The 15,239-nt window shown below is 40.3% G+C and carries 13 protein-coding genes; all 13 read left to right on the top strand.

The window, feature by feature from the left end; all coding sequences use genetic code 11:
- Window positions 1-103 precede the first annotated feature (103 nt).
- The 13 genes from CSV75_RS06245 to CSV75_RS06185 all read left to right on the top strand — a co-directional run bounded on the left by CSV75_RS06245 (window position 104) and on the right by CSV75_RS06185 (window position 15,181).
- On the top strand, window positions 104-880 hold the full coding sequence (locus tag CSV75_RS06245; RefSeq protein WP_099630937.1) for a FliA/WhiG family RNA polymerase sigma factor: 777 nt from the start codon (window positions 104-106) through the stop codon (window positions 878-880).
- Window positions 877-1,170 (top strand): RNA polymerase subunit sigma, encoded by a 294-nt coding sequence (locus tag CSV75_RS06240; protein ID WP_099675125.1) that lies wholly within the window; start codon window positions 877-879, stop codon window positions 1,168-1,170. The genes CSV75_RS06245 and CSV75_RS06240 overlap by 4 nt, the downstream gene beginning before the upstream one ends.
- A gap of 4 nt (window positions 1,171-1,174) precedes the next feature.
- A complete protein-coding gene (locus tag CSV75_RS06235) occupies window positions 1,175-1,672 on the top strand; it encodes a hypothetical protein (RefSeq protein ID WP_099675124.1) in 498 nt (165 codons plus the stop codon).
- 153 nt (window positions 1,673-1,825) lie between these two features.
- Window positions 1,826-2,563, top strand: coding sequence for a 30S ribosomal protein S2 (gene rpsB / locus CSV75_RS06230; protein WP_099630940.1), 738 nt, complete (start codon window positions 1,826-1,828; stop codon window positions 2,561-2,563).
- A gap of 98 nt (window positions 2,564-2,661) precedes the next feature.
- The gene (gene tsf / locus CSV75_RS06225; RefSeq protein WP_099630941.1) at window positions 2,662-3,549 is read left to right on the top strand and encodes a translation elongation factor Ts; all 888 of its coding nucleotides are present in this window, start codon (window positions 2,662-2,664) and stop codon (window positions 3,547-3,549) included.
- A 79-nt stretch (window positions 3,550-3,628) separates the two neighbouring features.
- Window positions 3,629-4,357, top strand: a complete 729-nt coding sequence (gene pyrH / locus CSV75_RS06220) for a UMP kinase (protein WP_099630942.1) — start codon at window positions 3,629-3,631, stop codon at window positions 4,355-4,357.
- Entirely contained in the window at window positions 4,354-4,911 is a 558-nt protein-coding gene (frr, locus tag CSV75_RS06215; protein WP_099628101.1) for a ribosome recycling factor, read from the top strand. The genes pyrH and frr overlap by 4 nt, the downstream gene beginning before the upstream one ends.
- 132 nt (window positions 4,912-5,043) lie before the next feature.
- Window positions 5,044-5,835 (top strand): undecaprenyl pyrophosphate synthase, encoded by a 792-nt coding sequence (locus CSV75_RS06210; protein WP_099675123.1) that lies wholly within the window; start codon window positions 5,044-5,046, stop codon window positions 5,833-5,835.
- Window positions 5,832-6,626, top strand: a complete 795-nt coding sequence (locus CSV75_RS06205) for a phosphatidate cytidylyltransferase (RefSeq protein ID WP_099675122.1) — start codon at window positions 5,832-5,834, stop codon at window positions 6,624-6,626. The genes CSV75_RS06210 and CSV75_RS06205 overlap by 4 nt, the downstream gene beginning before the upstream one ends.
- Window positions 6,627-6,645: 19 nt before the next feature.
- Entirely contained in the window at window positions 6,646-7,800 is a 1,155-nt protein-coding gene (dxr, locus tag CSV75_RS06200) for a 1-deoxy-D-xylulose-5-phosphate reductoisomerase (RefSeq protein ID WP_099675121.1), read from the top strand.
- A 36-nt stretch (window positions 7,801-7,836) separates the two neighbouring features.
- Window positions 7,837-9,096 (top strand): RIP metalloprotease RseP, encoded by a 1,260-nt coding sequence (gene rseP / locus CSV75_RS06195; protein ID WP_099630946.1) that lies wholly within the window; start codon window positions 7,837-7,839, stop codon window positions 9,094-9,096.
- A gap of 18 nt (window positions 9,097-9,114) precedes the next feature.
- Window positions 9,115-10,809 carry a proline--tRNA ligase gene (locus CSV75_RS06190; protein ID WP_099675343.1) on the top strand — a complete coding sequence of 565 codons (1,695 nt, stop codon included), beginning with the start codon at window positions 9,115-9,117 and terminating at the stop codon, window positions 10,807-10,809.
- Between the two features lie 64 nt (window positions 10,810-10,873).
- Window positions 10,874-15,181: a PolC-type DNA polymerase III gene (locus CSV75_RS06185; protein ID WP_099675120.1), complete on the top strand. Its 4,308-nt coding sequence runs from the start codon at window positions 10,874-10,876 to the stop codon at window positions 15,179-15,181.
- The last annotated feature ends 58 nt before the right edge of the window (window positions 15,182-15,239 follow it).

Raw genomic sequence — 15,239 nt, 5'->3', positions numbered from 1 at the left:
AGGCGGCTAATACATTAGTCGCCTTTATCTATTGTGATTTGCTATACTTATACATAAGACATAAAATCGGTAGAAGGAACCTGACAGGAAAGGCGTGAATTCGATGACAAATCAAGATGTAACTGAACGACATCAGTGGAAGTTATGGATCGAAAACCGTGATCCTGATGCAGGTGATATGCTAGTACGAATGTATACACCTCTTGTGAATTATCACGTCCAACGAATCAGTGCTGGACTGCCGAAAAACGTATCACGTGATGAAATCAAATCTCTTGGTTATCAAGGGCTTTTCGACGCGTTAACGAAATTTGATCCTTCGCGTGATTTGAAATTCGACACATACGCTTCATTTCGGATTCGGGGTACGATTATAGATGGTTTAAGAAAAGAAGATTGGTTATCACGTTCCCTAAGAGAAAAAACTAAGAAAATGGATGAAGAAATTAGTAAGCTCGAACAGTCCTACTTGCGAACGGTGACACCCGAGGAAGTAGCAGATCACTTAGGCGTTACAACAGATCAAGTCTATCAAACTATGCATGAACAGTATTTTGCCAATGTTTTGTCCATTGATGAAAAAATGAATGATGAAGATGATCACGATCAAACCTTTGTATTGCAGGATGATCAAACGAAAACACCTGAACAACAAGCGGTCAAAGGCGAATTGATTGAAGATTTGATAACGAAAATCAAAGAACTAAATGAAAATGAACAATTGGTACTTAGTTTGTTTTACCAGGAAGATATGACGCTAACAGAAATTGGAGAAATTTTAAGCTTATCTACATCGAGAATCTCACAAATACATTCAAAAGCATTATTTAAGTTACGGTCGCTGTTGGCGGCTGAAATTACCGACGGAGGGATTTTATGAGTTTGAAAGCTATCGAACTTCAAATTGCTATCCCGAAGACATTTGAGGCAGGTAAAATAGCGGAGCAAAAGCAGCAACAGTCTCAACTTGCTCAAGACAGTGCCAATTTGCAAACAGAAAAACAAGCCTTAAAAAGCAAGGAAACGGTTTTAAAATCATCTCCATATGCAAAAATGGATGGAGATAAACAGCAGCCTAGCGAAGAGTCACAACAACGAGAAAAAAAAGAGAAAGAACAACAGCAAGCCAAGCATCCGTTTAAAGGTTCGTTCGTTGATTACAGTGGATAATTTTATGGGAATTCTACTAGCTCTTTTATTCATCTTACAAATCATCGGATTTATGGTCATGACATTGCTGTACGTAAAAATTACAAAATTTAATAATCTGGAGAAAAAGCAACAACGTCTTATGAAAGAAATGGATCAATCCATATTAGCTTATTTAGGGGAAATCAAAGAAGAAAACGATCGTTTGATTCATCAATTGAATCAACGAACGGATGCTCAAATGAAGCCCACCACAAACTCAGCTCCAAGCGAACAGTCAATAACAGAAGTGTCTGATTCGAGACAGAAGCCACATCCGGTTCCTTTACATTTCGCTTTACGTTCCTACCAAAAGACGGTGGAAACTGAAAAGAATTCAGAACTACATTCAAAATCATTTGACGACCTGGACGACAAAGAAAAAGCCAAACAGCTGTATGCCGAAGGTAAATCAATAGAGGATATTGCAAGAAAGTTGAAAAAAGGTAAGACGGAAATCGAATTGATAATTAAGTTTGACTGAAGTTACACACAGTAGTTGCAAACAACGTAGAGTTGTGTTAATTTAATAGATGGTATTACTACACACGCGTGCGGATGAATGAGTGGGTGCCATTATGGTCACTTATTCGTAGGAAGTACGCGGAGGACAAAAAACCAATAGGAGGAATTAAACATGTCAGTAATCTCAATGAAACAATTGCTAGAAGCTGGTGTACATTTCGGACACCAAACACGTCGTTGGAATCCAAAAATGAAGAAATTTATTTTCGTGGAGCGTAACGGCATCTACATCATCGACCTTCAAAAAACGGTCAAAAAATTAGAGGAAGCTTACAACTTCATGCGCCAAGTCGGTGCGGATGGTGGTAAAGTTCTTTTCGTAGGTACGAAGAAACAAGCACAAGAAGCAATCAAAGAAGAAGCAGAACGTGCTGGAATGTATTACATCAACCAACGTTGGTTGGGTGGAACATTGACGAACTTCGGTACTATTCAAAAACGTGTAGCGCGTATGAAAGCTATTGAGAAAATGGAAGAGGATGGCACGTTCGACGTACTTCCTAAAAAAGAAGTTTCTCAATTAAATAAAGAACACGAGCGTCTTGTGAAATTCCTAGGCGGTATCCGTGACATGAAAGGCTTGCCTGATGTAATCTTTATCGTAGATCCACGTAAAGAGCGTATCGCGGTAGCTGAAGCAATCAAATTGAATATTCCACTCGTTGGAATCGTTGATACTAACTGTGATCCCGACGAAATCGACTATGTCATCCCTGCGAACGACGATGCAATCCGCGCAGTACGTTTACTTACAAGCAAAATGGCAGATGCTTTGATTGAATCCCGTCAAGGTGAAGACGACGAAGTAGCTGAAACAGTAAACGAAACAGCAACTGTTACTGCAGACTGAAATGAGTACATGATGAGACGATAAGTGGCGTACCCCTTATCGTCTCTTTTTAAAGCAAAAAGAAATTTCAAATGATATCTAATAGGAGGAATTTTCAAATGGCAACAATTACAGCCCAAATGGTTAAAGAACTTCGTGAAAAAACAGGCGCAGGTATGATGGACTGCAAAAAGGCATTAACTAAAGTAGACGGTGACATGACTGCAGCAATGGAGTATATGCGTGAAAAAGGCCTTTCAAGTGCAGCGAAAAAAGCAGATCGTATTGCAGCTGAAGGTGTTGCAAACATTTTAGTTCAAGGTAATGATGCAGTTATACTTGAAGTGAATGCTGAGACAGACTTCGTAGCAAAAAACGAAGGCTTCCAAACTCTTGTTAAGGAAATTTCTGAGTTCTTACTTGCAACGAAACCTGCTTCAGTAGAAGAAGCTAACGCAGCGAAATTAGACAACGGTTTGACAGTGTCTGAACACATTTCAAACGCAGTAGCTAAAATTGGAGAGAAAATTACTCTTCGCCGTTTTGTAATCCGTGAGAAAACAGATCAAGACGCTTTCGGTCCTTACCTACACATGGGCGGACGTATTGCCGTGTTGACTGTTCTTGAAGGTTCAACAGATTCTGAGGCAGCGAAAGATGTCGCAATGCATATCGCAGCAATGAATCCAAAATACATTTCACGCGACGAAGTATCTGCTGACGAAGTAGAAAAAGAGCGTAATGTATTGACTGAGCAAGCTTTAAACGAAGGTAAGCCAGAAAATATCGTAGCGAAAATGGTAGAAGGACGTCTTGGAAAATATTTCGAGGAAATCTGTGTCTTGGATCAAGCTTTCGTTAAGAATTCTGATCAAAAAGTTCGCGATTTCGTGAAAACAACTGGCGGAACATTAGTAGAGTTTATTCGTTATGAAGTAGGCGAAGGTATTGAAAAGCGTGAAGACAACTTTGCAGACGAAGTAATGAGCCAAGTAAAAGGTAACTAAGTATAATCCAATCGTACAGAGGGGCACATCCATCATGTGTTCCTCTTTTTTGAGAATAGGAAATTGCAGGAGGGCCAACATGAGTATTCCAAAATATAAGCGCATCGTGTTAAAATTAAGTGGGGAAGCATTAGCTGGAGACCAAGGCTTCGGATTGTCTCCGGAAGTTGTTAAATCAGTTGCAAGCCAAGTGAAAGAAGTAGTAGAACTTGGTGTAGAAGTAGCAGTAGTGGTAGGTGGCGGAAACATTTGGCGTGGGAAAGTCGGAAGTGAAATGGGAATGGACCGTACAACAGCTGACTACATGGGAATGCTTGCAACGGTTATGAACTCACTTGCTCTTCAGGATGCCCTTGAAAAGCTAGGACCAGAAACACGAGTAATGTCTTCCATTGACATGAGACAAGTAGCTGAACCTTACATACGTCGGAAAGCAATCCGTCATCTAGAGAAAAAACGTGTCGTAATATTTGCGGCAGGAACGGGTAATCCTTATTTCTCCACAGACACAACGGCTGCCCTGCGTGCTGCTGAAATCGAAGCGGATGTCATTTTAATGGCGAAGAACAACGTTGACGGTGTGTATTCTGCTGATCCGATGAAGGACTCCACAGCTACTAAATACTTAGAACTGTCCTATCTTGAAGTGATTAGTCAAGGACTTGAAGTGATGGATTCCACTGCTTCGACTCTATGTATGGACAATGATATCCCGCTCGTAGTATTCTCAATTATGGATAATGGTAATATTAAAAAAGCCGTACTAGGTGATGAAATCGGGACGGTCGTCAGGAGGAATAAGCAATGACAAAAGAAGTAATGGATCAGACGAGAGAACGTATGGATAAAGCGCATAGTGCCTATTCAAGACAGTTGGCATCTATCCGTGCTGGAAGAGCTAACGCGAGCTTATTAGACAGAATTTCTGTTATTTATTATGGGGCACCTACACCATTAAACCAAATGGCTGGAATTTCTGTGCCAGAACCACGTTTGTTAGTAGTTCAGCCTTATGATAAGACTACAATTAGTGAAATCGAAAAAGCCATCATGAAATCAGACATCGGAATCACACCGTCTAACGATGGATCAGTTATTCGCTTAGCTGTACCTGCACTTACAGAAGAGCGTCGTAAAGATTTAGTGAAAGATGTAAAACGTGAAGCAGAAGATGCAAAAGTGGCGATTCGTAATGTTCGTCGTGACAGCAATGAAGATTTGAAGAAGCTTGAAAAAGATGCAGAAATTACTGAAGATGAATTGCGCCGTTACAATGAACAAGTACAAAAGATGACAGATGAATTTATCGAAAAGATTGACCAAACTGCAAAAGATAAAGAAAATGAAATCTTGGAAATCTGAGTACAGAACTTTCTATAAGGAGGAGCGTCCTACTTTTAGGACGCTCTTTTCTTTCTTTTGCATGCTATTTACCATGCAATTTGGTAGGATAGTCAGTAGGAGTATCCGAATTGAGCCAAGTGGGGGAACGCTATGCTTAGAAAACTAATGCGAAAAAAAACGGCAGACATTCAGTTGCTGGACGAACGGATTGAAGCCGTTAAAAATAGACAAATTCCTAACCATGTGGCGATTATCATGGATGGAAATGGTAGATGGGCGAAGCAACGTAAAATGCCACGAATTGCAGGCCACCATGAAGGAATGAAAACGGTTCGGCAAATTACCAATTTTGCAAATGCGATGGGTGTAAAAGCACTCACCCTCTATGCATTTTCAACCGAAAATTGGAAGCGGCCCAGGATGGAAATTGACTTTTTAATGAATCTTCCGGGCGAGTTTCTTAATACGTATTTGCCTGAGTTAATGGAAAAAGGCATCAAAGTGGAAATGATCGGAGATATGGATGCGCTTCCGAGCCATACAGAAAAAGCGATTAAGAAAGCAATGGAACAAACTAAAGAAAATAAAGGGTTAATTTTGAATTTTGCGATGAATTATGGGAGTAGAGTAGAACTGGTTCATGCAATGAAAGAGATGGCAGAAGAAGTGGCTTCCGGAACATTAAAAGTGGAGGAAATTGATGAAGGTTTAATTGAATCCAAGCTAATGACAGCCCATTTGCCGGAACCTGACCTACTAATTCGCACAAGTGGTGAAGTACGTTTGTCTAATTTTATGCTATGGCAACTTGCCTATGCGGAATTCATTTTTACGGATGTATTATGGCCAGATTATGATGAAGACTGCTTTTTACAAGCAATAGAAGATTTCCAAAAAAGAAATCGACGCTTTGGAAGCTTGGAAGGAGATCAGAAAAGATGAAGCAAAGAATCATCACTGCTATTGTAGCTCTCGTGTTTTTTGTGCCATTGATTATCATTGGTGGATTACCGTTTATAATGATGATTTTTGCGATATCTACGATTGGTTTATACGAACTACTGCGTATGCGTAATATGTCTCTTTTTTCTATCGGCGGATTACTCTCTTGGTTACTTCTGCTCGTCATTTTACTACCATCAAGGTGGACAGAACAGGCTGAAAGTTTCCTGAGTTTAGAAAAGCTTGAAATGATCTATGTATTGATATTATTGTTATTGGTTTATACTGTAATAATGAAAAATAAATGGACATTCGAAGATATTGCATTCAGTGCAATTAGTGCGCTGTATGTTGGTATTGGTTTTTATTATTTGATCGAAACTCGACTATTCGGTTTAGAGTACATAGGCTACGCATTACTCATTATCTGGTCAACAGATTCTGGTGCGTACTTTGTTGGTCGTAAAATAGGAAAACGAAAATTATGGCCGGATATTTCACCTAATAAAACGATTGAAGGATTTATTGGAGGAATAATTTCTGCGGTCGTGATTACGTTGATTTATAATATGTTCTACCCTATCGCCACGTCATTCGTGTCGTTTATTCTCATTACAATAGTGGCATCAATTGTAGGACAAATGGGTGACTTAGTTGAATCAGCACTGAAACGTTTCTATAACGTGAAAGATTCGGGGAAGCTGCTGCCTGGACATGGAGGCGTTTTGGACCGATTTGACAGTTTACTGTTTGTACTCCCGTTGCTTCACTTTGTTCAATTCATAGGATAATGGAAAGGAAGTTCATAATATGAAGAAAATCAATTTGCTTGGTGCCACGGGTTCAATCGGGACTCAAACATTAAGCATTATTGCAGCTCATCCTGATCGCTTTGAATTAACAGCGATGTCGGCAGGAAGAAATATACAAAAAACAAGTGAAATCATTACAAGATTTCAACCCAAATTAGTTTCTGTTTTAGAAGAGGCGGATGCAGAGCGCTTAAAAAAAGAATTTCCTGAAATTCAATTCGTTCATGGTGATGAAGGATTAATTGAAGCGGCAGTTGGACTGGAAGCAGATGTCTTGCTAAACTCAGTAATCGGTAGTGTAGGACTAAGACCGACACTTGCGGCGATCAAAGCCGGCATGACGATTGCCATTGCGAATAAAGAAACACTGGTGGCAGCCGGTAATCTTGTCGTAGAAGCAGCACAACGTCATAATGTCCCACTTGTTCCAGTAGATAGTGAACACTCTGCATTATTCCAGTCGTTAAATGGTGAGAATCCGAAGAGAGTCACAAATTTGATATTAACAGCATCTGGTGGAAGCTTTAGGGACTACACGCGGGATCAACTTCAGCACGTTACAGTAGAACAAGCACTCGCGCATCCAAACTGGTCGATGGGTAATAAACTAACTATTGACTCAGCAACGATGATGAACAAAGGGTTGGAAGTGATAGAAGCCCATCATTTATTTGCGATGCCATATGATCAAATAGAATGTCTACTACATAAAGAAAGTATTATCCACTCGATGGTGGAGTTTGAAGATACAAGTGTCATGGCGCAACTAGGTTCACCAGATATGCGTGTTCCGATTCAATACGCACTTACCTATCCGGATCGTATTCAAATGGCTGATGCTAAACGTCTTCGTCTCGATGAAATTGGCAAGTTACATTTCGAAAAAATGGATTATAAACGATTTAAAGCCTTGTCACTTGCATATGATGCAGGTAGGGAAGGAGGCACTATGCCTACAGCGATGAATGCGGCAAATGAAGTGGCGGTTCAACTGTTCATGGAAGGTCATATTCCTTTCTTGCAAATCGAAGAAATCATTGAAGACATAATGCAGCAGCATCAAACTATTCAAAATCCCGATTTGGAAGAAATTTTGGAGACAGATCGCAATACGCGAAAAAAAGTCTATGGTATAGTGAAGTATCAAGATTAATTTCAGGCTATTATAGCCGGTGAAGGTGGTTACTGAATGGAAACGGTTATTGCGTTTATAGTAATATTCGGGACACTTGTAGCATTTCATGAGTTTGGTCATTTCTTGTTTGCCAAGAAAGCTGGCATCATGGTTCGAGAGTTCGCTATTGGAATGGGACCTAAAATTTTAGCGATCCGCAAAGGTGAAACGCAATACACAATCCGCCTATTACCTATAGGAGGATATGTACGGATGGCTGGTGAAGATTTCGATACAGTTGAATTACAGCCAGGTTACCGTGTAGGGTTATTATTGAATGCTCAAGACGAAATAGAAAAGATTTACTTAAATCGAAATGTTTCCAATCCGAATATTTTAAACGTGGAAGTGGAGTCATCCGATCTCGATAAAAAATTATATATTGAAGGATATGACGAAGATGGACAATTGGTTCATCTGAAAATTTCCAGAACAGCTTTGATTATCGAAAAAGGGCAGGAAACATTAATCGCTCCCTACGATCGTCAATTCGAATCCAAATCATTGGGAAGCAGAGCATTGGCAATATTTGCAGGGCCGCTTTTCAATTTCATCTTAGCATTTTTCATATTCCTAGCTCTTGGTTTAATGAATGGTGTACCAACCAATGAACCGATTATTTCGGAAGTGAAGTCGGATACGCCGGCGGAGATGGCTGGTATGAAAAAAGGTGACTTAATCACAGGAGTCGACGGTAAGTCGATTGATTCCTGGATGAAGTTTTCCGAAGCAATCCAAAAAAGCGCCGGAGTCCCGATGTCAATTGAAGTAGATCGGGCGGGTAAGCAAGTGGTTTTGGATGTAGTACCTGATACGGTGGAAGATGCTGGACAGGAATTTGGTCAAATTGGTGTTATGTATTCAAGTCCATTAGAAAAAGGATTTATTAAATCCATAGTGTTCGGAGCCGAGCAGACTTATTCATGGACTGTGAAGATCTTTGAATTATTAGGTATGCTCATTACGGGTCAGTTCACAATAGACGCACTGTCGGGTCCAGTAGGAATCTATAAAGCGACAGAAGAAGTGGCTCAACATGGTATTTTCAATTTAATGAATTGGGGCGCTGTGCTAAGTATCAATCTAGGGATCATGAACTTACTGCCATTACCTGCGTTGGACGGCGGAAGACTATTGTTCTTCTTGTTTGAAGGCTTAAGGGGTAAACCGATTGATAAACAAAAAGAAGGTATGGTGCATTTTGTAGGTATCATGTTATTAATGGTTTTGATGCTTGTTGTGACATGGAATGACATCCAACGATTTTTCTTCTAAAAAAGGTGGAAGTATATGATGAAACAATCGAAAACGTTTATACCCACAATGCGTGAAAATCCATCTGAAATAGAGATGCGTTCGCATCAGTTATTATTGCGGGCAGGTTATATTAGACAGAATGCCAATGGTGTTTACACATATTTAACTCTTGCACAAAAAGTATTTAGAAAAATCGAATCGATTATTCGGCAGGAAATGGAAGCTATTGAAGGCGTGGAAATTTCTTTGCCTGCGTTGCAAAGCTCAAGTATTCTAAAGGAAACTGAACGATGGGATTCATACGGCAGGGAAATGTTCCATGTCGCTGACAGACAGACCAATCAATTGGCTTTGAGCTCAAGCGATGAAGAAGCAATCATTGACCTACTGCGTGATGAAGTTCAATCGTATAAAAAGTTACCATTAACAATTTTTCAAATCAAAACAAAATTCCGTGATGAAATAAAGCCACGTGCGGGTTTACTTCATAGCAGAGAATTCATTAGAAAAGATGCCTATTCATTCCATTCAACGCAAGAGAGTTTGGATGAAAAGTATTTAGAAGTCATGCAGGCATACACCAATATGCTAACCCGTCTTGGTATGCATTTCCGCATGGTAATATCGGATGGTGGAACAGGTTCCCATGAGTTCATAGCGTTAACCGAAAACGGAGAAGATCAAATAGCATATAGCGACAGTTCTTCCTACGCTGCGAATATGGAGTTTGCCGAAGTCCACGTAGATTACGAGCCGTCCGATGAAAAGCAGTTAGAGATGCTAAAAATCTCGACTCCGAATCAACGAACGATTGAAGATCTCGCTTCATTTTTATCAGTTAGTCCGGAGCGTATAATCAAATCATTGGTGTATAAAGTGGACAATGATTTTGTTATGGTCATTTGTCGAGGCGATCATAGCGTCAATGAATATAAATTGAAGCGGTTTCTACATGTGAAACATATGGAGCTGGCAACAGAACAACAGATTGAAGAATTATTGGGCTGTCATGCCGGTTCGATTGGGCCTGTGAAACTACCGATTGGTGTAAGGGTATATGCCGATCATGCAGTCAAAGCAATGGTGAACGTAGTAGCCGGAGCGAATATGGACGACTATCACTTATTGAATGTCAATCCTGAACGTGATTTTGCTATTGATGATTATGTAGATATTCGTTTCGTTCAAGAAGGGGACAGTTCTCCTGATGGAATAGGTACGATTAAATTCACCGAAGGAATAGGCGTGGGACATTTACGAAAATTAGGTACCGTCTTCAGTGAACAGATGAAAGGAACATTCCTCAATGAACATGGCAGAAAAAAGCCTTTCATTATGGGAAGTTATAGTCTCGGAATCTCTCGGTTACTGGCTACAATTGCCGAGCAGTTCAATGATGAAAAAGGATTGAAGTGGCCGAAGCATTTAGCACCATTTGATATTCATTTGATTACAACGAATGTTAAGGATGAAGTACAAACGCAGCTGGCGGATGAGTTATATGCTGTTCTAGAATCGTATCGATACGATGTGTTATATGATGATCGTGCTGAACGTGCGGGTGTGAAATTCGCTGATGCTGACTTGATTGGTTTACCAGTACGCATTATAATTGGTAAAAGAGCAAATGAAGGCATTGTGGAGGTTATGTACCGCCATAGTGGCGAGTCAATAGATTGGCAAAAAGAAGAAGTGTTGGAAAAGCTACAATCCTTCTTTAGTGCAGATTAATCCAAGAAGGGGAGTCCGTTAACGGAACTTCCCTTCTTTTCGCGATAGAATGGAGGGAATTTAGATGGATGCCGCTCAAAAGTTTTTAACTTTGCTGCAACAGACAGGACTGACAGATGATCAGTTCATGACCTATTTTCAAAACGGTGAGTTAAATCGTGTAACTATACAGAAGAAAACAAGAGTGTGGAAATTCAATATAACACTCGATGAAGTGTTACCTATCGAAGTATTCCAAATTATGCAACAACGTGTTCATGAATCGTTCGCAGCTATTGCGAATGTCCATATTGAAATGGAAGTTAGAAAAAATGAAGTGAATGAACAATTAATCATAGATTATTGGCCACTAATCGTAGATGAGCTAGCGGATATATCTCCTCCTATACGTCAATGTTTAGTGGAACAAAAGCCTAAGATACACGGCGAGAAATTATTGCTTACTTGCTCAAACGATTTGGAGTGTCAAACATTAAAAAATAAATATGTGGATATATTATCGTCACTCTATCAGCAATTCGGTTTTCCAAAGTATATGTTCGATGTATCGATTGTTGAATGCCATAACGCAGAAGAAGAACGTCAGCAATTTCTTTCGCAAAAGCAGCAGGAAGAAGACCTGTTATCCAAGCAAGCGTATCATCAGTTGCAACAACGTGAAACGATGAAAAGCGAGCAAGGTGATTCTGACAGAGTATTATCTCTTGGTACACCGATCAAAGCAGGCGAGCCAGTTATTCCGATCCATGAAATACAAGATGAAGAAAGACGTTTGATTATTGAAGGTTTTGTATTTGATGCGGAAGTACGAGAGTTACGAAGTGGCCGTTCATTATTGACACTGAAAGTAACAGACTACACCGATTCAATCTTAGTCAAAATGTTTTCGCGTGATAATGAAGATGCAGAAATTATGAATTCCTTTAAAAAGGGTATGTGGGTAAGAGCTCGCGGTGGTATACAGAACGATACATTCGTACGTGACTTAATCATGATGGCGCAAGATATTGCCGTTATTCCCACTATTGAACGAATAGACAAAGCGCCTGATGGACAGAAACGTGTGGAATTACATGCGCACACATCCATGAGTCAAATGGATGCAGTCGTTTCAGCGCCAGCATTAGTGGCACAAGCAGCTAAATGGGGACATCCAGCGATTGCGATAACAGATCATGCGAACGTTCAGTCTTTCCCTGATGCTTATAACGCTGGTAAAAAACATGGTATTAAAGTGTTGTTTGGCTTGGAAATCAATCTGGTGGATGACGGTGTTCCAATTGTCTATGAAGAGCAACACCGTCTGCTTGAAACAGATACGTACGTTGTATTTGACGTCGAGACTACAGGCTTGTCAGCTGTGTACGACACGATTATCGAGCTTGCAGCTGTACGAGTGAAAGATGGAGAAATCATTGATCGGTTTGAACGCTTTGCCAATCCGCATCATCCGTTGTCGTCCGTGACGACGAATCTGACGGGTATTACAGATGACATGGTAGAAAATGCACCAGAAGTTGAAGACGTAATGGCAGAGTTTATAGAGTTTATTGGGGATGCAGTGTTGATTGCACATAATGCTTCGTTTGATATGGGCTTCTTTTATGCTTCATGTAAGCGCGCAAAAATAGAAACAATCGCTTATCCGGTCATTGATACATTGGAGCTATCTCGTTTCCTTTATCCCGAACTGCGAAATCACCGTTTGAACACATTGGCTAAAAAATTCGATATTGAATTAACACAACATCACCGCGCCATTTACGATACAGAAGCTACTGCGTATCTGTTTTTACGCCTGCTATCGGAGACACAAGAAAAAGGGATCAAGTGGCTGGATGATCTAAATAAGAATATTGGTGAAGGGGATGCTTATAAACGCTCACGACCTTCACATTGTACTTTACTTGCAACAGATGATGAAGGGCTGAAAAACTTATTTAAGCTCGTATCTATTTCGCATATGGACTTTTTCTATCGCGTGCCCCGTATACCGCGTTCGTTACTTGTGAAATATAGAAAGGGAATAATCGTGGGTTCAGGCTGTGATAAAGGTGAAGTATTTGAAGGGTTAATGCAAAAGCCGATGGAAGAAGTAGAAGAAATCGCAAGCTTTTATGACTACTTGGAACTTCATCCAAAGCCCGTCTACTCGCATTTACTCGAACTCGATTTAATACGAGATGAGTGGAACCTCGAGGATATTATGCGTAAGATGATCAAGCTTGGTAAAAAAACGGGATTGCCAGTTTGTGCAACAGGGAATGTGCATTACTTAAATGAGACGGATGCGACCTACCGGAAAGTTCTTGTTCGTTCACAAGGTGGAGCAAATCCGTTAAATCGACACTCGCTACCTGAAGTTCACTTCCGTACGACAGATGAAATGTTGAAAGAATTTGAGTTTTTAGGTGAAGACGTAGCGAAAGAAATTGTAGTAGACAATCCATTGAAAATTGTAGAACGTATTGGTGATGTGAAACCAATCAAAGATGATCTGTATACACCTACAATTGAAGGGGCGGAAGACGAAGTACGTGATCTGACGTATTCTATGGCGCATCAAATATACGGTGAAACATTGCCAGAGATCGTTGAAGCGCGAATCATAAAGGAATTAACGTCTATTATTGATAATGGTTTCTCGGTTATTTATCTAATTTCGCATAAGCTGGTGAAAAAGTCATTAGACGATGGCTATTTAGTTGGTTCGCGGGGATCTGTCGGCTCCTCATTTGTTGCAACCATGATGGAAATCACTGAAGTGAATCCGTTGGCGCCACATTATGTTTGTCCGTCATGTAAAACATATGAATTTTTTGATGATGGTTCAGTTGGTTCAGGATATGATTTGCCAGATAAAGCATGCCCAAATTGCCAGACGATGTTCAAAAAAGATGGTCAGGATATCCCGTTCGAAACCTTCCTTGGGTTCGCGGGTGATAAGGTTCCAGATATCGATTTGAACTTCAGTGGTGAGTATCAGGCGCATGCGCATAACTATACAAAAGAGCTGTTCGGAGAAGATTATGTGTTTCGTGCAGGAACAATAGGTACAGTAGCTGAAAAAACTGCATATGGATATGTTCGAGGGTATATGAATGATAACGATATCCAAATGCGTGGTGCGGAAATTGACCGGCTTGTACAAGGATGCTCAGGCGTGAAACGAAATACAGGACAACACCCTGGTGGGATTATTGTAGTGCCTGATACAATGGACATCTTTGATTTTACACCGATTCAATTCCCAGCGAATGATCTAGAATCAAGCTGGAAGACAACACACTTTGATTTCCACTCCATCGATAATAATTTATTGAAATTAGATATTCTAGGGCATGATGATCCGACGATGATTAAAATGTTGGAAGATTTATCAGGCATCGATGCGATGTCCATTCCGCCCGATGATAAAGGCGTTATGGAACTGTTTAGTGGTACGTCTTCTCTTGGCGTAACAGAAGAACAAATTGATTGCAAAACAGGAACTCTTGGCGTGCCGGAATTTGGAACACGATTTGTGCGACAAATGTTAGAAGAAACGAAGCCGTCTACTTTCTCTGAATTAATACAGATATCCGGTCTGTCACACGGTACGGATGTTTGGCTTGGTAATGCACAGGAATTAATCCAGAATAAAACTTGTCAGCTATCAGAAGTGATTGGCTGTCGTGACGATATTATGGTTTATTTGATCTATCAGGGACTTGAACCTTCACTTGCATTTAAGATTATGGAATCTGTACGTAAAGGAAAAGGATTGACTCCCGAATTTGAAGAAGCAATGAAAGAGAATAAAGTTCCAGGTTGGTATATCGGATCGTGTAAAAAAATCAAGTACATGTTCCCGAAAGCTCACGCCGCAGCATATGTATTAATGGCACTACGAATCGCATACTTCAAAGTGCATCATCCAATTATGTATTATGCGACGTATTTCACCGTTCGAGCGACCGACTTCGATTTGGTGACGATGTGTAAAGGTTCTGCAAGTATTCGAGCGAAAGTTAAAGAGATCAACGCCAAAGGATTGGACGCACTTCCGAAAGAGAAGAGCTTAGTAGTTGTTTTGGAAATAGCGTTGGAAATGGTTGAGCGAGGATTTACATTTGCGAAACCTGATCTCTATAAATCGGATGCGACACAGTTTCTTATTGAAGACAATAAACTGATTCCGCCATTTAACTCGATTCCTTCACTAGGAACTAACGTTGCAAAGACGATTGTTGAGGCGAGAAAAGACGGTGAATTTTTATCGAAAGAAGACTTCCAGAAGAGAGGTCGAGTTTCTAAAACGGTTGTGGAGTATTTGGATAACCTCGGTTGCTTGGAAGGGATGCCTGAAGCGAACCAACTATCCCTATTCTAATGGGCTTGCAGCGGTTGCTTCAGTTGCATTGTAAAAGGCCTTGTGATACGATTAAAAC

Source organism: Sporosarcina sp. P18a, from assembly GCF_002743135.1.
Lineage (GTDB): Bacteria > Bacillota > Bacilli > Bacillales_A > Planococcaceae > Sporosarcina.
Note: the sequence above shows the minus strand (reverse complement) of the source record. Positions and strands in the feature narration are given on the sequence as shown.